Source organism: Stenotrophomonas sp. YJH_SMC_101-4 (assembly GCF_059370395.1).
In genome coordinates this window covers 24,880-42,171 of sequence record NZ_JCAFTP010000004.1, presented here as the reverse complement: position 1 = coordinate 42,171, position 17,292 = coordinate 24,880, and the positions used below count along the sequence as shown (strand labels likewise).

At 67.1% G+C, this 17,292-nt stretch carries 18 protein-coding genes; 8 read left to right on the top strand and 10 right to left on the bottom strand.

The window, feature by feature from the left end:
- Positions 1 to 9: 9 nt before the first annotated feature.
- The gene (gene hemL / locus AC5P8D_RS14520) at positions 10 to 1,299 is read left to right on the top strand and encodes a glutamate-1-semialdehyde 2,1-aminomutase (protein WP_197577322.1); all 1,290 of its coding nucleotides are present in this window, start codon (positions 10 to 12) and stop codon (positions 1,297 to 1,299) included.
- Positions 1,300 to 1,369: 70 nt separating this feature from the next.
- Here the strand turns inward: hemL and azu are convergent, their stop codons facing one another.
- On the bottom strand, positions 1,370 to 1,819 hold the full coding sequence (azu, locus tag AC5P8D_RS14515; RefSeq protein ID WP_019338772.1) for an azurin: 450 nt from the start codon (positions 1,817 to 1,819) through the stop codon (positions 1,370 to 1,372).
- A 123-nt stretch (positions 1,820 to 1,942) separates the two neighbouring features.
- Here azu and AC5P8D_RS14510 point away from each other — a divergent pair, with 123 nt between their 5' ends.
- A complete protein-coding gene (locus tag AC5P8D_RS14510; protein WP_019338773.1) occupies positions 1,943 to 2,545 on the top strand; it encodes an HAD-IA family hydrolase in 603 nt (200 codons plus the stop codon).
- 93 nt (positions 2,546 to 2,638) lie between these two features.
- Here the strand turns inward: AC5P8D_RS14510 and AC5P8D_RS14505 are convergent, their stop codons facing one another.
- Entirely contained in the window at positions 2,639 to 3,865 is a 1,227-nt protein-coding gene (locus tag AC5P8D_RS14505) for an acetylornithine transaminase (protein ID WP_010484016.1), read from the bottom strand.
- Between the two features lie 63 nt (positions 3,866 to 3,928).
- Between AC5P8D_RS14505 and AC5P8D_RS14500 the strand changes: the two genes are divergently transcribed.
- Entirely contained in the window at positions 3,929 to 4,801 is an 873-nt protein-coding gene (locus tag AC5P8D_RS14500) for an ion transporter (protein ID WP_010484015.1), read from the top strand.
- A gap of 55 nt (positions 4,802 to 4,856) precedes the next feature.
- Here the strand turns inward: AC5P8D_RS14500 and AC5P8D_RS14495 are convergent, their stop codons facing one another.
- Both AC5P8D_RS14495 and AC5P8D_RS14490 read right to left on the bottom strand, forming a co-directional pair.
- Positions 4,857 to 5,849, bottom strand: a complete 993-nt coding sequence (locus AC5P8D_RS14495) for a YiiG family protein (protein ID WP_495203438.1) — start codon at positions 5,847 to 5,849, stop codon at positions 4,857 to 4,859.
- A gap of 93 nt (positions 5,850 to 5,942) precedes the next feature.
- Complete coding sequence (locus AC5P8D_RS14490) at positions 5,943 to 6,761, bottom strand: SDR family oxidoreductase (protein ID WP_049412060.1); 819 nt, start codon at positions 6,759 to 6,761, stop codon at positions 5,943 to 5,945.
- 108 nt (positions 6,762 to 6,869) lie between these two features.
- On the opposite strand from AC5P8D_RS14490, the gene AC5P8D_RS14485 reads away from it, so the two are divergent.
- A complete protein-coding gene (locus tag AC5P8D_RS14485; protein ID WP_049412063.1) occupies positions 6,870 to 7,553 on the top strand; it encodes a hypothetical protein in 684 nt (227 codons plus the stop codon).
- Between the two features lie 100 nt (positions 7,554 to 7,653).
- On the opposite strand, the gene AC5P8D_RS14480 is transcribed toward AC5P8D_RS14485, so the two are convergent.
- Both AC5P8D_RS14480 and AC5P8D_RS14475 read right to left on the bottom strand, forming a co-directional pair.
- Complete coding sequence (locus tag AC5P8D_RS14480) at positions 7,654 to 8,142, bottom strand: DUF2867 domain-containing protein (protein WP_495203437.1); 489 nt, start codon at positions 8,140 to 8,142, stop codon at positions 7,654 to 7,656.
- 14 nt (positions 8,143 to 8,156) lie between these two features.
- Positions 8,157 to 8,819 (bottom strand): serine/threonine-protein kinase, encoded by a 663-nt coding sequence (locus AC5P8D_RS14475; RefSeq protein ID WP_495203436.1) that lies wholly within the window; start codon positions 8,817 to 8,819, stop codon positions 8,157 to 8,159.
- Positions 8,820 to 8,904: 85 nt separating this feature from the next.
- Here AC5P8D_RS14475 and AC5P8D_RS14470 point away from each other — a divergent pair, with 85 nt between their 5' ends.
- Entirely contained in the window at positions 8,905 to 10,899 is a 1,995-nt protein-coding gene (locus AC5P8D_RS14470) for a bifunctional DedA family/phosphatase PAP2 family protein (RefSeq protein ID WP_241884975.1), read from the top strand.
- A 97-nt stretch (positions 10,900 to 10,996) separates the two neighbouring features.
- Here the strand turns inward: AC5P8D_RS14470 and AC5P8D_RS14465 are convergent, their stop codons facing one another.
- The 3 genes from AC5P8D_RS14465 to AC5P8D_RS14455 all read right to left on the bottom strand — a co-directional run bounded on the left by AC5P8D_RS14465 (position 10,997) and on the right by AC5P8D_RS14455 (position 13,828).
- Positions 10,997 to 11,575, bottom strand: coding sequence for an LON peptidase substrate-binding domain-containing protein (locus AC5P8D_RS14465; RefSeq protein WP_019338782.1), 579 nt, complete (start codon positions 11,573 to 11,575; stop codon positions 10,997 to 10,999).
- Complete coding sequence (gene mpl / locus AC5P8D_RS14460) at positions 11,572 to 12,936, bottom strand: UDP-N-acetylmuramate:L-alanyl-gamma-D-glutamyl-meso-diaminopimelate ligase (protein WP_495203435.1); 1,365 nt, start codon at positions 12,934 to 12,936, stop codon at positions 11,572 to 11,574. Before mpl ends, AC5P8D_RS14465 begins: the two co-directional genes overlap by 4 nt.
- Before the next feature lie 328 nt (positions 12,937 to 13,264).
- A complete protein-coding gene (locus AC5P8D_RS14455; protein ID WP_010484004.1) occupies positions 13,265 to 13,828 on the bottom strand; it encodes an adenylate kinase in 564 nt (187 codons plus the stop codon).
- A 136-nt stretch (positions 13,829 to 13,964) separates the two neighbouring features.
- On the opposite strand from AC5P8D_RS14455, the gene AC5P8D_RS14450 reads away from it, so the two are divergent.
- The 3 genes from AC5P8D_RS14450 (at position 13,965) to AC5P8D_RS14440 (ending at position 16,691) form a co-directional block, all read left to right on the top strand.
- Entirely contained in the window at positions 13,965 to 15,221 is a 1,257-nt protein-coding gene (locus AC5P8D_RS14450) for a 6-phosphofructokinase (protein ID WP_197645309.1), read from the top strand.
- A 164-nt stretch (positions 15,222 to 15,385) separates the two neighbouring features.
- Entirely contained in the window at positions 15,386 to 16,180 is a 795-nt protein-coding gene (locus tag AC5P8D_RS14445) for a hypothetical protein (protein WP_019338785.1), read from the top strand.
- A gap of 121 nt (positions 16,181 to 16,301) precedes the next feature.
- On the top strand, positions 16,302 to 16,691 hold the full coding sequence (locus tag AC5P8D_RS14440; RefSeq protein ID WP_495203434.1) for a DUF488 domain-containing protein: 390 nt from the start codon (positions 16,302 to 16,304) through the stop codon (positions 16,689 to 16,691).
- Between the two features lie 69 nt (positions 16,692 to 16,760).
- On the opposite strand, the gene AC5P8D_RS14435 is transcribed toward AC5P8D_RS14440, so the two are convergent.
- The gene (locus tag AC5P8D_RS14435; RefSeq protein ID WP_010484000.1) at positions 16,761 to 17,264 is read right to left on the bottom strand and encodes a hypothetical protein; all 504 of its coding nucleotides are present in this window, start codon (positions 17,262 to 17,264) and stop codon (positions 16,761 to 16,763) included.
- Between the last annotated feature and the right edge of the window lie 28 nt (positions 17,265 to 17,292).

Below are 17,292 nucleotides of genomic sequence, written 5' to 3'. Positions count from 1 at the left end.
GAAAGCCCCATGAACCACGACCAGTCCCACGCCCTGTTCTCCCGCGCCCAGCAGCTGCTGCCGGGCGGCGTCAATTCGCCGGTGCGCGCGTTCAAGTCGGTCGGCGGCGAGCCGTTCTTCGTCGAACGCGCCGACGGCGCCTACCTGTACGACGTCGACGGCAACCGCTACATCGACTACGTCGGTTCCTGGGGCCCGATGATCGTCGGCCACAACCACCCGGCGGTGCGCCAGGCGGTGAAGAAGGCGATCGACAACGGGCTGTCGTTCGGTGCGCCGTGCGCGGCCGAAGTGACCATGGCCGAAACCATCACCCGGCTGGTGCCGTCGTGCGAGATGGTGCGCATGGTCAACTCCGGCACCGAGGCCACACTGTCGGCGATCCGGCTGGCGCGTGGCGCCACCGGCCGCAACCGCATCGTCAAGTTCGAAGGCTGCTACCACGGCCACGGCGACTCGTTCCTGGTCAAGGCCGGCAGTGGCATGTTGACCCTGGGCGTGCCGACCTCGCCGGGCGTCCCGGCCGGCCTGAGCGAGCTGACCCTGACCCTGCCCTACAACGATTTCGAAGCCGCCACCGCGCTGTTCGAACAGCAGGGTAACGACATCGCCGGCCTGATCATCGAACCGGTGGTCGGCAACGCCAACTGCATCCCGCCGCGCGAGGGGTACCTGCAGCACCTGCGCGAACTGTGCACGAAGCATGGCGCGCTGCTGATCTTCGATGAAGTGATGACCGGCTTCCGCGTCGCCCTCGGCGGTGCGCAGGCGCACTACGGCATCACCCCGGACCTGACCACCTTCGGCAAGATCATCGGCGGCGGCATGCCGGTGGGCGCCTACGGCGGTCGTCGCGAGCTGATGCAGCAGATCGCCCCGGCCGGCCCGATCTACCAGGCCGGTACGCTGAGCGGCAATCCGGTGGCGATGGCCGCTGGCCTGGCGATGCTGGAGCTGATCCAGCAGCCGGGTTTCCACGCCGACCTGGCCGAGCGCACGGCACGCCTGTGCGCCGGCCTGGAAGCCGCCGCCGCCGAAGCCGGCGTGGCCGTGACCACCACCCGCGTGGGCGCGATGTTCGGGCTGTTCTTCACCAACGAGAAGGTGGAGACCTATGCACAGGCCACCGCCTGTGACATTCCGGCGTTCAACCGCTTCTTCCACGCAATGCTGGACCAGGGCGTGTTCCTGGCACCGTCTGCGTACGAGGCCGGCTTCCTGTCCAGCGCGCACGACGATGCCGTGATCGAAGCAACGCTGGCCGCGGCACGCGTGGCGTTCAAGGCAGCCAAGGGCTGATCGCAAAAAGGGGACGGAGCGGATCAAGTCGTTTGTGTACAAACGACTTGATCCGCTCCGTCCCCTTTTTTCAACCGAAGACGAACTTGCCCTTCATCATCGCGAAGTGGCCGGGGAACGAGCAGAAGAAGGTGTAGTCACCGCCCTTCTGCAGGCCCTGGGTAGAGAAACGCACGCGCGTGGTCTCACCACCGCCGATCACCTTGGTGTGCGCCAGCACGCGCTTGTCGGCCTTCGGCAGGTAGCTGTCGGCCAGGGTCATGCGCATGCCCGCCATCGCCACCGGCTGATAGTCGGCGGTGCGGGTCAGCACCCAGTTGTGTCCCATCGCGGTAGTGGCCAGCTTGCCCGTGTGGCGCAGGGTCAGGTCCACGGCGGTGCAGTCGGCGGCGACCTTGATCTCGCGGCTGCTGAAGCTCATCTGGTCGGTGCTGTCGATGCTCACCGCACACACCCGCGCCATCGCCGACGGCGCCAGCATCAGCGCGCCCACTCCCACTGCCACCCTCCAAGCCTTCATCGTTGCATCTCCTGCGGATTCAAGCGCCATTCTAGGCAGGCCCCTGTGGCCGCGTCTGCGACCGTCTGTCGCATGGCTGCTCCAGGGTTTCCCGAGTGTTCACTGCAATGGCATGCTCGGCCGATGCGTATCGATCTGTTGCTGTTGGATGTGGATGGCGTGCTGGTGCAGTACCAGCGCGCGCAACGCGTGCTGCACCTGGCCCAGGCGCTGCAGGTTCCGGCGCAGGCCGTGCAGGCCGCGCTGTATGACAGCGGACTGGAAGCGGCGCATGACAATGGCACGCTGGATGGCCCGGCCTATCTGGCGCAGCTGGGGGAGCGTCTGGGCACGACTGTCGATGTGGCTGCATGGACCGCGGCGCGGCGGGCCGCCAGCCATCCGCAGGCTGCCGTGCTGCAGCGGCTGCAGGCCCTGCAGCTGCCGATGGCGGTGCTGACCAACAACGGCGCGCTGATGCAGCAGGCCTTGCCCACCCTGCTGCCGGAACTGTTCCCGGCCCTGCGGGAGCGCGTGTTCTGCAGCGCCGGTTTCGGCCTGCGCAAACCCGCACCGGAAGTCTTCCTGCGCACGCTTGAGGTACTCGGCGTGGCGCCTTCGCACACGCTGTTCATTGATGACCTGTTCGCCAATGTGCGCGGCGCACGCGCTGCCGGCCTGCACGCGGAAACCGTGCGCGATGGCCGGGGATTGGGCAAGGTGTTGAAGCGCTATCGGATCGCATGACGCGCTGTAGAGCCGAGCCCATGCTCGGCTCCTGTTGCCTGACATCGCGATGAGCCGAGCGTAGGCTCGGCTCTACAGATGCCTCTGCAGGCTTCAGCGCGCGGCGATGAACGCAGCAATCGCTGCGCGCAGGCGCTTGAGGCCTTCGGCCACTTCTTCGTCGGTGATGTTCAGCGACGGCACGAAGCGCAGCACGTCCGGGCCGGCCTGCAGGGTCAGCAGGCCCTGCTCGGCGGCGTGGTCGAGGATCGCACCGGCCTGGCCGGCAAAGTCCTTGCTCAGCACCGCGCCCAGCATCAGGCCACGGCCACGCACGTCGCTGAACACGCCGAATTCTTCGTTGATGCGCGCAAAGCCATCGCGCAGCGCCTTCGACTGGCGGCTGACATTGGCGGCGATCTCCGCAGAGGCCAGCTTGCGCAGCGCAACGCGTGCGACCGCAGCGGCCAACGGGTTGCCACCGAAGGTGGTGCCGTGCGCACCGAACTGCATGGTTTCGGCCACCTTCGGGCCGGCCAGCATCGCACCGATCGGGAAGCCGCCACCCAGCGCCTTGGCCAGGGTGACCATGTCCGGCACCACGTCGTCCTGCCAGTGCGCGAACAGCGTGCCGGTGCGGCCCATGCCGGCCTGGATCTCATCCAGCACCAGCAGCGCGTTGTGCTGGTCGCACAGCTCGCGCACGCGCTTGAGGAAACCGGACTTGGCCGGCATCACGCCGCCCTCGCCCTGGATCGGCTCCAGCATCACCGCTGCCACGTCACCGGCGGCCATCGCAGTTTCCAGCTGCACCTCATCGTTGAAGTCGATGTAGCGGAAGCCACCGGGCAGCGGCTCGTAGCCTTCCTGGTACTTCGGCTGGGCAGTCGCGGTCACTGCGCCCATGGTGCGACCGTGGAAGCTGCCGCGGAAGGTGATGATCACCCGCTTGTCGGCCGGGCGGCCCTGGCTGGAGGCCCACTTGCGGACCATCTTGATCGCCACTTCATTGGCTTCGGCGCCGGAATTGCACAGGAACACGCGCTCGGCGAAGCGGCTGGCCTTCACCAGCTCCTCGGCCAGGTGCAGTGGCGGCGCGCTGTAGAACACGTTGCTGGTATGCCAGAGCTTGCCGGCCTGTTCGACCAGCGCGGCCACCAGGTCCGGGTCGTTGTGGCCCAGGCCGCACACGGCGATGCCGGCGGCCAGGTCGATGAACTCACGGCCCTGGCTGTCCCACACGCGGGCGCCCTGGCCTCGCTCCAGTACCACCTGGCGGGGCTTGTAGACCGGCAGGTAATAGTGCGAAAGGGAGATCAGCGGATCGGTAGCGGCGGTCATGGCAGTCGGCAGGATTCAGGAATCCCCATTCTCGCGCCGGAACCCCTGCGGCACAATGCGCCCATGCGACCGTTTTCCGCCCCCCAGCTGAACCCCGCCACCGAGACCGGCTGGCGCCGCCGGTGGTTCGACATCATCTACCGCCACGACACCCGCCCTTCGCGCAATTTCGACCTGATCCTGGTGGTGGCGATCGTCGCCAGCATCCTGGTGGTGATGATCGACAGCGTGCAGCACCTGCACGCCGAATGGTCCACCGGCCTGTACATCCTGGAATGGGGCTTCACGATCATCTTCACCGCCGAGTACCTGCTGCGGCTGGCGGTGGTCAAGCGCCCGCTGCGGTATGCGGTGAGCGTCTGGGGCATCATCGACCTGCTGTCGATCCTGCCCGCCTACCTGTCGATGTTCATCCCCGGCGCGCAGAGCCTGCTGGTGGTGCGCGCACTGCGCATCCTGCGCGTGTTCCGCATCCTCAAGCTGACCCGCTACATCGAAGAAAGCGGCGTGTTGATGACGTCGCTGTGGCGCAGCCGGCGCAAGGTGCTGGTGTTCCTGTTCACGGTGATCACCATCACCATCATCGCCGGTGCGCTGATGTACGTGATCGAGGGCCCCGAACACGGCTTCACCAATATCCCGGCCAGCATGTACTGGGCGGTGGTGACCATGGCCACGGTCGGCTTCGGTGACATCGTGCCGCAGACCGTGCTCGGCCGCTTCGTCACCTCGGTGCTGATCCTGATCGGCTACAGCATCATCGCCGTGCCCACCGGCATCTACACCGCCGAACTGGCCAGCACCATGCGCGAGGCCGAACAGGCCGCGCGCCGCGATGCGCGTGGCTGCCCGGACTGCGGGCTGGAAGGCCATGAGCCGGATGCACTGCACTGCCGCAAGTGCGGTGGCAAGCTGCCGGACGCGTTCAATCATTGATGCAAGCGCCGGCGATGTACACCGGCGCTCGCCGATCACGCCATGAGCGGGAGCGCTACTGACGGTTGCTCTGGAAAACCAGCGTGTTGTATTCCTGCATCAGCTTGCTGGCCGAACCGCGCGGCGCCATCGACGGCGAATCAAGCATGCGTCGTTCGAAATCGGTGTAAGGCTTTTTCTCACTGACGCGCTGCAGCCGCTCCTTGCCTTCGCGCCGGAAATTCTCGGCACCACGTTCGAAGCCTTCCCAGTCCGACTTGCCCGGCTCCTGGTCGGCAACCTTGGCGTGCGCTTCATCGGAAATGCGGTTGAAGGCATCCAGGCGTTCGCGGGCCTTGGCCTGATCGAAATCATCCTCGCTCATCAGATCCATGATGGCCTTGGCCTCCAGCATCATCGCCAGACGGTAGTACTCGCGCGTGCGCCCCTCAGCCTGCTCCAGCGCCTTGAGCTGCTCGCGCTGGGCGGCGTCGTTCTGGCGCTCCAGCTCGGCATTGAACCTTTCGCTTGCAGCCACGAAATCCTTGAAGGCGGCCATCAAGGGCGCGTGCAGCTGCTTGCCCTTGGCAAACTGGTCGTCTTCGTAGTCCTGGCGATCGTAGTAGTCGTGCGCGTCCTTGCTGACCGGCACCAGCGCCTTCAGCGCCTGCTGGTAATGGCCTGCAGCAGCATCGAGTTCGGCCAGCGCCGGCTTGGCAGCGATCGCCCCGGTCACCGGAGCGTCGCACTGCTTCATGTCGTAATCGCTGATCTCGAACGGTCCGTACACGTGCGTCTCGCGCCCGGTCGGGCCAGCGTCGACGTCCTTGATCCAGCGCGTGTAGGACTGGATGCTGCCGTGGGTCTTCGAATCCAGCGCGTTGAAGCAGCCGATGTAGGCGTTGAGCTTGGCGGTCAACTGCTGCTGTGTGTCGGACGGCGCCGCGCTGGCGTCCGGCGTGCCGGAGGCAGCGGCGCCGCCCGCAGCTGCGGGGGCCTTGCCACCGCAGGCGGTCAGGATCAACGACAACGAAGCGGCCAGCGCCGCGACGGAAAGAGTGCGTGACATGTGTTCACATCCCTGTTGAAAACGATTACAGCCACGTATTCTAACGCAGCAGGCCAAGGGTCGCAGCCCTCGGCCTCTTCCCGCGATGCGCGATCAATCCAGGAACAGATCCGGCAACAGCGCGCGCGACGGATCCACCGCATAGCCCGAAAGATCGGTAATACCGGCCTGCGCCAGCACTTCATCGTCGATCAGGAACCGGCCGTGGAAGCCGGCCGCTTCGCGCACCAGCACCGCGTGTGCGGCATCGGCCATGATCTGTGGCGTGCGGCAGCCAGCCGCATCCACGCCCGGAATCATGTTGATCGCATCGGTGGCGATGACGGTGCGCGGCCACAGCGCATTCACCGCCACGCCCTGCGGGCCGAATTCCGCGGCCAGGCCCAGGGTGACGAAGCTCATGCCCATCTTCGCCAGCGTGTAGCCGGTATGTGCGCCCCACCACTTCGGCTCCAGGCTCGGCGGCGGTGCCAGGGTCAGGATGTGCGGGTTCGGCGCCTGCAGCAGGTACGGCAGGCAGGCCTGCGCGCACAGGAAGCTGCCGCGCGAATTGACCTGCTGCATCAGGTCGAAACGCTTCATCGGCGTATCCAGCGTGCCGCGCAACCAGATGGCGCTGGCGTTGTTGATCAGGATGTCGATGCCACCGAAGGTGTCGACCGTGGCCGCCACCGCCGCCTGCACCTGCTCTTCCTCGCGGATGTCGCACTTCAGCGCCAGGCCCTGCCCGCCTGCAGCCGTCACCGCTTCGGCGGCGGTGTGGATGGTGCCCGGCAGCTTCGGATTCGGCACCGACGACTTGGCCGCAATGGCCACATTGGCGCCGTCGCGCGCAGCGCGCAGTGCGATGGCCAGGCCGATGCCACGCGAGGCACCGGTGATGAAAAGCGTTTTGCCCTGCAGACTGCCCACGTTCCACACTCCAGCGTATGCAATGAGCCGCTAGTATGCCGCGCCGACGCGGAGTTCACCCGCCCTTGACGATACTCGGGCCTCCAGACAACGCACGAGGTCCACGCCATGCGCCGTTCCCGCCTGTTGCTGCCTGCCCTGGGGCTTGCCCTGCTGACCGCCTGCCAGGGCCGTTCGCCGGAACCCGGAAAGGAGCCGCCCGCCGGTGACGCGCCCAGTGCGGAGAAGGCCGCCGCCGACGGCAAGATGCGCTGGAGCGAGGCGGTGGTCTGGGATGGCGACCTCAACGCCTGCCGCCAGGGCGAGAACGCGGCCACCCGGGATTGCCTTCGCGACGCGATGCGCGCCGGTGGCGCCAGTGCCGATGCCATCACTGCGGCCGAGCAGTTGTCCACCGGCGGCGAGTTGGCCTATGTGACCGCATGGCACGAGAACGAAGGACTGGGCATTGCCACGGTCGAGTATCCGTTCCGCGCCAACACCAATGAAGGTACCCGTCTGGTCGATGCCAGCGGCAAGCGCATCGATGTGGATGCCGTGCAGTTGGACGACACCCTGCGTGCCGACCCCACTGTGCAGGAACTGCTGAAGGCCAACCCGCAAGCCACGCCGTTCGCACCGGCGCAGTCGGCCGGCGCCTCGCCATTGGATAACGGCGGCATCCGGCTGCTGTACCGCACCCCGCTGCGCGACTGCCACGCCTGCCCGGATGTGGGGCAGTTGCAGATCGCCTATGACTTCGACGCCAAGCGCAACTTCATCGGCCAGCAGGTGGTGCCGGCGACGCCGTAACCCGGAAACGCCGCGTGTCGCCGGGCATGGCCCGGCGCTACCGATGCGAAATGTGCCATCCAGGCAGCGCCGGGCCACGCCCGGCGGACGCAGTGTCGCGTCACCGGTACGCCTGCACCTGCTTCTCCAGCAGATGCGGCACGATCAACCGGTGCACCGGCGCAACCGGCAGCATGTATACACGCCCGAACGCGTTGTGCGTATGCACCACGGTCGCCACTTCCAGCACGTCGCCCTGCCACTGCAGGGCCAGCTGCACACGCAAGTGGCGGTCGTTGTCCTCCAGCACGATGGCATCGTCATCCATCGACTGCAGGGTGAAGATGCCCAGCCGCTGGCCGGGTTGAGGATCTTCGACAACCTGCACCGCCCGCAACGAGCCCAGATGCTTCATGCCGAGCAGGCGCATGCCGTGGTTGCGCAGCGCCATCAGCCCATCGAACCAGCCGGGAATGGTCGCCGCCATGTCGCGGTAGGCCTGCAGTGCGGCACGCCCGTCGCGCCGGGTGGTGGCCTGACAGGCGTGCACGAAGTCGGCACCAGGCAACTGCGCACGCAACACATTGCCCGCGCTCGGCGGGCCGGTCATTACCCGCGAAGCCTTCACGGCTTGGGCCCCTGCCCTTCGTTGTCTTCCCAATGCAGGATGCGGCGGGTGACGAAGCGGTAGACCGGCTTGCCGGTAGCAAACCACAGTTCGCGCACCCACGAGGTGCGCTTGAGCACGCGCTTCTCCACCGGCGTAAGCAATTCACGGCAATACATGCGCTTGTGCTTGAGCAGGTGGCGCAGGTCCTCGCGGGCCAGCAGGCGCATCCAGCGCGAGCGAGGGTTGCCGATCACCGCCAGCTGGAAGTCGATCAGCGCCGGCCGTCCATCTTCAGTGACCAGCCAGTTGGCTTCCTTGGCCAGATCGTTGTGGGCCACGCCTTTGCGATGCAGCTGCTGCAGCAGCCGGCGCGCGGCGCGGAACCAGGCCAGGTCGCCGCGCGGCGGACGCTGGTACATGGCGTCGCCGGCCATGAAGCTGCGATCCAGGTGATGGCCATTCCAGGCCAGCAGCTGCGGTACGTCGGCCATGCCGTGAATGTGCTGCAGCGCGCGGGCTTCACGGCGGGCCAGCCACCACGCAGGCAGCCGCAACCACAGCGGCGTGGCGCCCAGATCACGGCGCACGAAGGGGCCATCAGGCCCTTTCACAAGGAGGATCCGGCCGAAGCTGTCGGCCTTCAAAGCATGCGGTTGAGCGTCGGGCGTATGTGGCATGAGCCCATTCTAGGCGATGGCACTGGTTGCAAACGGTCACGAAGCGGCTGGGAACCAGTCACCTTCACGCCCCTATAATCGGGCAATGGACTCTTCATGGATCGACGCCACCCTCGCGTGGATTGCCGCTCATCCCGTGTTGGCGGGTGCGGTCATTTTTCTGATCGCCTTCTGCGATGCGGTGATCATTCTCGGCGCCATCGTGCCGGCGCTGCCGCTGCTGTTCGCGGTGGGTGTGTTCATCGGCCTGGGCCAGATCTCCGGGCCGTACGCGGTGGCGGCGGCGGCGCTGGGTGCGTTCGCCGGTGATGGCATCAGCTACTGGATCGGCCGCCGCTGGGGCGACCGGCTGCGTGGCATCTGGCCGTTCAGCCGCTACCCGCAGCTGCTCGACCGCGGCGAGAACCTGTTCCGCCGCAATGCGTTCAAGAGCATCCTGGTGGCGCGCTACGTCGGCGCGATCCGGCCGTTCGTACCGGCCATCGCCGGCATGATGAAGATGCCCGCCAGCCGCTACGTGCAGGCCAGCGGCATCGCCAGCATTTCCTGGGCGGTACTGTTCCTGGCCCCGGGCTGGATCCTCGGCGAAGCGTATGACGCGGTGGCTGCCGTGGCCGGGCGGCTGGTGGTGGTGGTCGGCCTGCTGGCGGTAATCCTTGGCCTGGTCTGGGCCATCGTGCTGTACGGCTACCGCTGGTCGGCCGCGCGCATGGACAACTGGCTGGCACGCCTGCTGGACTGGTCCAACCGCCACCCGACGCTGGGCCGCTATACCGTCGGCGTGCTTGATCCCAAGCGCCGTGAATCGGTGCCGCTGGCGATGCTGGCGTTGATGCTGCTGGTACTGGGCTGGGGCTGGTTCGCATTGTTGACCGTGGTGGTCGCGCACGGCGAGCCGCTGGCAATCGACCTGCTGGTGCACCAGGCCATGCTGGCGCTGCGTAACCCGCTGGCCGATTACCCGATGGCCGCGCTGGCGTCGCTGGGCGCCTGGCAGGTACTGCTGCCGGCCACCGCTGCAGCGATGGGCTACCTGATCTGGCGCCGGCGCTGGATGGCGGCCGCACATTGGCTGGCTGCCCTCGCCTTCGGCCTGGCGCTGACCATGCTGCTGGGTGCCACCGTGGATGTGGTGCGCCCGGTCGACGCCAGCAGTGGCTTCGGTTTCCCCTCGGTGTCGGTGACCATGGCCACCATCACCTTCGGCTTCTTCGCGGTGCTGATCGCACGCGAGATGCCCGGCCGCACCCGCGTCTGGCCGTACCTGGTGTCGGGCATCGTGGTCAGCCTGATCGGCTTCTCGCGCCTGTACCTGGGCGCGCATTGGCTGAGCGATGTGGTCGGCGGCATGCTGTTCGGCACGTTCTGGCTGCTGGTGCTGGGCATCGCCTACCGCCGCCGCTTCAACCGCTCGTTCTGGGTGAAGCCGGTGGCGTGGCTGTTCTACGGCGTCTTCGCCGTGGCGGCCATGTGCTATGCGCCGCGCAACATCCCGGTGAAGCTGGAACGCTTCGAGCCGACCCTGCCGGCACCGCAGGCGATGGACATGCAGGCCTGGTGGCAGCACGACTGGGTAACGCTGCCGGCACGCCGCAATGAGTTCGACGACGACCAGCGCTGGCCGCTGGACGTGCAGGTGGCCGGGCCGCTGGCACCGCTGCAGGCGCAGCTGGAAGCACGCGGCTGGAAGCGGCAGGAACAGGCGGGCTGGCAACAGGCGCTGCTGATGCTGGACAAGAACACCGGCGCCGACGAACTACCGGTGCTGCCGGCCACGCTGGACACCCGCGTGGAAGCACTGCTGATGGTGCGCCAGGGCGCGCAGCCGGATGAGCGCTATGTGCTGCGCCTGTGGCCGGCGCCCGCGCAGTTGCAGCCGGGCAGCACGCCGCTGTGGCTGGGCAGCGCGCAGACCCTGCGCTACGAGCGCCACTTCGAATGGATCGGCATGTGGCACCCGCTGCGTGGCGTCGACCCGGCATTGAATGCCGTGAAGGACGCCGTGCAGGACCTGCCGCAGCGCGAGGATGTGCACAGCGAAACCGGGTTGCCGGTGCTGCGGTTGAAGACCACACCGTGATGGAGCCGCCGGGCATGGCCCGGCGCTACCGGAACACGGACGGGTAGCGCCGGGCCATGCCCGGCGGAGGTAGATCCACGCCATGCGTGGATGGCTTCTACGGCATCCAGCCCAGCAACTGCTGCAACCGCTGGTGCGGGTCGTCCATCTGCAGCAGCTGCAACCGCTGCTGCTCGCTCAGCGGCAGCAGCTCGGCCAGCCGCCAGCCGACCCAGCTGGCCTGGTCCAGCAACGCCGGGTTGGCCGGCGCATAGGCCTCGCCGGCCTGTTCGATGATGTGCCCCAGCACCGTGGCCAGCAGCGCATGCTGCGGCCGCAGTTCGTCGTCGGGGTCTTCCTCGCACCAGCGCACATCGGCTACCACCAGCCCGTTGTCGCGCACACGGGTGCGCTCGACATGGAAGCGGCGGGTGCCGCGCAGACGCAACTGCAGCACGCCGTCGGCGCCGACATCGAAGTCTTCGATGCGTACCTGCACGCCATACGCGGCCGGCGTTGCCGGGGCTCCCACTTCCTGGCCGTCGAGGATCAGGCAGACACCAAAGCCCTCACCACTGCGGCCGCTGTCGCGCACCAGATCCAGGTAGCGCCGTTCGAACACGCGCAGGCCCACCGCCGCACCTGGCACCAGCGTGGTGTGCAGCGGAAACAGCGGCAGCGAACCGTCGACGCTCATCGGGCCTGCAGCGCGGCAAGGAAGCGGCGCGGTGCGCCGTCGAAGCCACCGTTGGACATGAACACCACGTGGTCACCCTTGCGCGCGCTGGCCTGCAATTGCGCCAGCAGCGCGTCGGTATCGGGCACCGCGTGCGCTTCGCCACGCACTGCGGCGATCACCGCAGCAGCATCCCAGGCCAGTTCCGGGCGATGCAGGAACACCACTTCATCGGCCAGCGCCAGCGAGGGTGCCAGCGCCTGCGCGTGTGCGCCCAGCCGCATCGAATTGCTGCGCGGCTCCATCGCGACCACGATGCGCGCATCGCCCACCTTGGCGCGCAGCCCTTCCAGCGTGGTGGCGATTGCGGTCGGGTGGTGGGCGAAATCGTCGTAGACGGTGATGCCCTCGTGGCTGCCGATCACTTCCATGCGGCGCTTGACGCTGCGGAAGCGCGCCAGCGCCGGGATCACCTCAGCCGGCGCAACACCCACCGCATGTGCGGCTGCCAGCGCCGCCAGGCCGTTGAGCACGTTGTGGCGGCCCAGCAACGACCACTGCACATCACCCAGTGCCTGCCCGCGGTGGTGCACGCGGAACGCGCTGCCATCGGCAGCCAGCAGTTCCGCATGCCACTCCAGCGATGGATCGAAGCCGAAGCGCTCGATCGGGGTCCAGCAGCCCATCGCCAGCACTTCGGCCAGATGCTGATCCTCGCCATTGACGATCAGTCGGCCACGCGCCGGCACCGTGCGCACCAGGTGATGGAACTGGCGCTGGATCGCGGCCACGTCCGGGAAGATGTCGGCGTGGTCGTATTCAAGGTTGTTGAGGATGGCCACCAGCGGCCGGTAGTGCACGAACTTGCTGCGCTTGTCGAAGAAGGCGGTGTCGTACTCGTCGGCCTCGACCACGAACTCGCGGCCCTGGCCCAGGCGGGCGGAGACGCCGAAATCCTCGGCGACGCCGCCGATCAGGAAACCGGGCGAACGACCGGCGCTTTCCAGCAGCCAGGTCAGGATGGTGGTGGTGGTGGTCTTGCCGTGGGTGCCGGCCACGGCCAGCGTGTCACGGCCCGGCAGCACCTGTTCGGACAGCCACTGGGCACCGGAAATGTAGCGCTGGCCGGCGTCGAGCACGGCCTCAACGGCGGCATTGCCGCGCGAGAGTGCGTTGCCGATCACCACGTCGTCGGTACCGGCCGGCACGCTGTCGGCGCGGTAGCCCTGGTCCAGGGTGATGCCCAGCTGCTCGAGCTGGGTCGACATCGGCGGATAGATGGCCTGGTCGCTGCCACTGACCGTATGGCCCAGTTCCCGCGCCAGGGCGGCCACGCCGCCCATGAAAGTGCCTGCGATTGCAAGGATATGTACGCTGCTCATGACCGAGGATTGTGACCGATGACGGCTGTATAGGGCCAATGTCCGATCCGGGGTAAGACAAGTCCTACACAGGATGTGAGAAAACTCCAATCTTCTGTCAGGGAAATCCCGATAGCGATGTTCTGTGAACCCGGACACAATTCGAACTGCCAGCCGCAGTACCCGAACCGGTCCTACTCCCCAAGAGGCCATCCCCAAGGGAGCTCATGCTGCGGGGCCCTGAGCAAGCCCTCTGCTGGCGCCTATCAAACGACACAGGCCTGGTCCTCGCGGACCAGGCCTGTGTTTTTTGCGCCCGAAGGGCCGGCAGTGCACCGGCCCTGCAGGATCAACCCTTGATCGCCGCCAGGATGCGGGCTTCGATCTCGTCCAGCTCGCCGACGCCATCGACGCGGGCCAGGGTGCCACGGCCGGCGTAGAAGTCCACCACCGGGGCAGTCTGGTCGTTGTAGACCTGCAGGCGCTGGCGCACCGCTTCCGGCGTGTCATCGGCGCGGCCCTGCTCCTTGGCGCGACCGGCGATGCGGTCGACCAGCAGCTCGGTGGCCACGTCCAGCTGCACCACGGCATCCAGCGGCTGGCCGATCTTGGCCAGCAGGCCGTCCATCGCATTGGCCTGGGCCACATTGCGCGGGTAGCCATCGAGGATGAAGCCCTTGGCGACATCGGCCTGGGTCAGGCGCGACTCCAGCATGCCCAGCAGGATGTCGTCCGACACCAGGTTGCCGGCATCCATCACCGTCTTGGCCTGCTTGCCCAGCTCCGTGCCGGCGGCGATTTCCGCGCGCAGCATGTCACCGGTCGAAATGTGGGCGATCCCCAGCTTTTCCTTCAGGCGCGTCGCCTGTGTCCCCTTGCCCGAACCGGGCGGTCCCAACAGAACCAATCGCATTGACCTGACTCCAACGTGTTGAAAACAAAGAAGGTTCGCGTCCCGGACGGACCGGTATCGCTGCACCGCAATAGCGCCACTTTACCGCATCCGGGTAATGTCCCTGCAATGTCCCCTCCCCCGAGCAGGTAGAAGCATGCGCAACGGTACTCTCCTCTACGCCCAGTCCGGCGGTGTCACCGCGGTCATCAATGCCACGGCGGCAGCGGTGATCGAGCAGGCCCGGGCCAAGGGCATCAAGGTCCTTGCCGCCCGCAACGGCATCCTCGGCGCGCTGCGCGAGGAGCTGATCGACACCAGCAAGGAGAGCGCCGCCGCGATCCGCGCCCTGGCCCATACCCCGGGTGGCGCCTTCGGCTCGTGCCGGGTGAAGCTGAAATCGCTGGACGCCGACCGCGCCCGCTACGACCGCCTGCTGGAGGTGCTGCGCGCGCACGACGTTCGCTGGTTCCTCTACAACGGCGGCAACGACTCGGCCGATACCGCACTGAAGGTCTCGCAGCTGGCCAAGGCCTCCGGCTACGACCTGACCTGCATCGGCGTGCCCAAGACCATCGACAACGACCTGGCAGTGACCGACACCTGCCCCGGCTTCGGCTCGGCGGCCAAGTACACCGCCGTCTCGGTGCGCGAAGCGGCGCTGGACGTGGCGGCGATGGCCGAGACCTCCACCCGCGTTTTCATCTACGAGGCCATGGGCCGCCACGCGGGCTGGCTGGCTGCGGCCGCCGGCCTTGCCGGCAACGGCGATGACGAAGCGCCGCACATCATCCTGCTGCCCGAACGCGCCTATGACGAGGCGGCGTTCCTGGCCAAGGTCAAGGCCGTGGTCGACCGCGTCGGCTACTGCGTGGTGGTGGCGTCGGAAGGCATCGCCACCGCCGATGGCCGCTTCGTCGCCGACGCCGGTGGCGGCAAGGACTCGTTCGGGCACTCGCAGTTGGGCGGCGTGGCCGCGCACCTGGCCGGCCGGGTCAAGGACCAGCTGGGCCTGAAGGTCCATTGGGCGCTGCCCGATTACCTGCAGCGCTCGGCCCGCCACCTGGCCAGCAAGACCGACTGGGAGCAGGCGCAGGCGGTCGGCAAGGCCGCGGTGCAGCTGGCGCTGAAGGGCCAGAACGGCGTGATGCCGGTGATCGTGCGCAGCAGCGACGCACCGTACCGCTGGAAGATCGAAGCGGCGCCGCTGTCGAAGATCGCCAACCATGAAAAGAAGATGCCCGCCGGCTTCATCCGCCGCGACGGCTTCGGTATCACCGCCAAGGCGCGCGCCTACCTGTCGCCGCTGATCAAGGGCGAAGCCCCGCTGCCGTATGGCACCGATGGACTGCCCAAGTACGTCACCCTCAAGAACGTGGCGGTGAAGCAGAAGCTGCCGGCCTTCGAAGGCTGAGGTGCACCTGCGCCCTGTGCGGAGCGCAGGGCACATTGCAGCGACCACCGAAGCACCCCACAATCGGGCTCCGGCCCGGGGCAAAGGGGCCGCCGCAAGCCAGATTCGACGCTGCCCGGCCACCTGGCCTGGGCCTGTGCTGCCATTTCACAAGGACTGTAACCATGAAGCACCCGATCCTGATCGCCGCGCTGCTGTGCGGTGCTGCCGCACCCGCCTTCGCTGCGACCTGCGAAAGCAACTTCCAGAAGAAGGGCAATCCCTTCGTCGGCACGACCTTCACTTCATCGGTCACCCATCCGGACCTGACCGTGGCGAGTGCCATCGGCCAGATGCGGGTGATCGCCAAGAACGCCAACATGGACGTCCTCAGCGAGGACGTGGAAGGCGGCTCGATGCTGATCGAAGAGCCGGAATCCATGGCCCACAAGCCGATCCCGATGATCATCAGCGCCACTTCCGAAGGCGGCCAGGGCACCGTCGGCATGGTGGTGAAGGTCAACAAGGGCGCCATTGCCTCGGCCGATGGCGTGCGTGAAGAAATGTGCAAGCTGCTCAACCAGATCAAGCCGGGCAAGGCTGGCGAACAGGCAGCCAAGGCCACTCCGCAGGCGTCGGTGGTAACGATTGCCGCCGACCGCTTCGGCTTCCAGCTGCGCAACCAGAACAAGGACAACCCGGCCGCGGTCGAGCCGCGCTACAAGGGCAAGACCTACGCCATCACCGGTCGCATCACCACCGTGCTGCGCAGTGGCGGCACCTACAACACCAGCTTCGACCTGCCCAGCGATGGCAGCATCGACTTTGAGCGTGTGGCCATTTCCTGCTCGTTCGCAGCCAACCAAGCCGCGTATGCGCTGGCCCTGCGCCCGCGCGAGAAAGTGACGCTGACCGGCGTGGTCGACAGCTACGACCAGATTGGTCGTGTGCTGTGGCTGAAGGACTGCCGCGGCAACTGATCCGCTGCCGGCATTGGAAAAGGCCCGGGTGCGCAGGCGCCCGGGCCTTTTCGTTTCCACAGCGGTTCACGCCTGGCGCACGTGCATCGCTGGATGATGGATGCGCCGCCTGGAGATCATCATGGCATTGCGTGTTGTTCGACTGGGTATGCCGCGCCACCCCAGCGAGGGGCTGCGTATCGGTACCGTGCGGCGCCCGCCGCGTGGCGTGCCGCGCAGCGAGTTCGCCCGGCAGGACTGGTATGACGTCTGGTTCCCGACCCTGTCACCCAGCGCCGAGCTGGTGAAGCAGGCGCATGAGGCGAAGTCGGCCGCCGACTGGACTGCGTTCTTCCGCCACTACAAGGCCGAGATGAGGGCGCCGGATGCGGCCCACGCGATGGACCTGCTGGCCGCGATGTCACGGCACAGCGACATCAGCGTAGGGTGCTACTGCGAGGATGAAGCGCATTGCCATCGCAAGGCATTGCGCGAGTTGCTGGTAGCGCGGGGAGCAATGCTGGCGGAGTGATCACCCAGATGCCGGCCAGCGGCCGGCACTACCTGGGGATGACTGCGTGGGTGCACCGCCCACGCAACTTCAATTGCAGGCCTTGCCTTCCATCTGCAGCTGCGCGGCGAACATGGTCACCTGCGGAATCTGGCCGGCCGCGGCCTGCTTCTTGGCTTCTTCCAGATAGATGCGCGACTGGCCCTGACCGTCCAGCTCGACCTTGTTGCTCGACGGCAGTCGCCACACGCGCACCACCGCCTGCTGTGCCGGGCATGCTGCGCTGGGCACGCGGATCACATCATTGAGCTTCCAGCCCTTGTCGGCACTTGGCTGTGCCTTGGCGTAGTCGACGAAGCGCGCGCGTGGCTGGCACTGCTCGCTGGTCCGCACCGGCGCAAAGCGGTACGGCTCGGCCGCCTGGCCGGTGAAGGCACCTTCCAGGCGCGCGCAGGCCTCGGGGATCTGCCGCAGGGTGTGCACTGCGCCCACTGCCTGGGGAGCACCCACGGCGCGCTGCAGCTCCGGGGTTTCCGCGGCGAGTGCCGGTACGGCCGGGACCAGGGCGGCAAGCATCAACAGGGACAGGCGCATGGGGAATCTCCTACGGGACTGTGCGCAG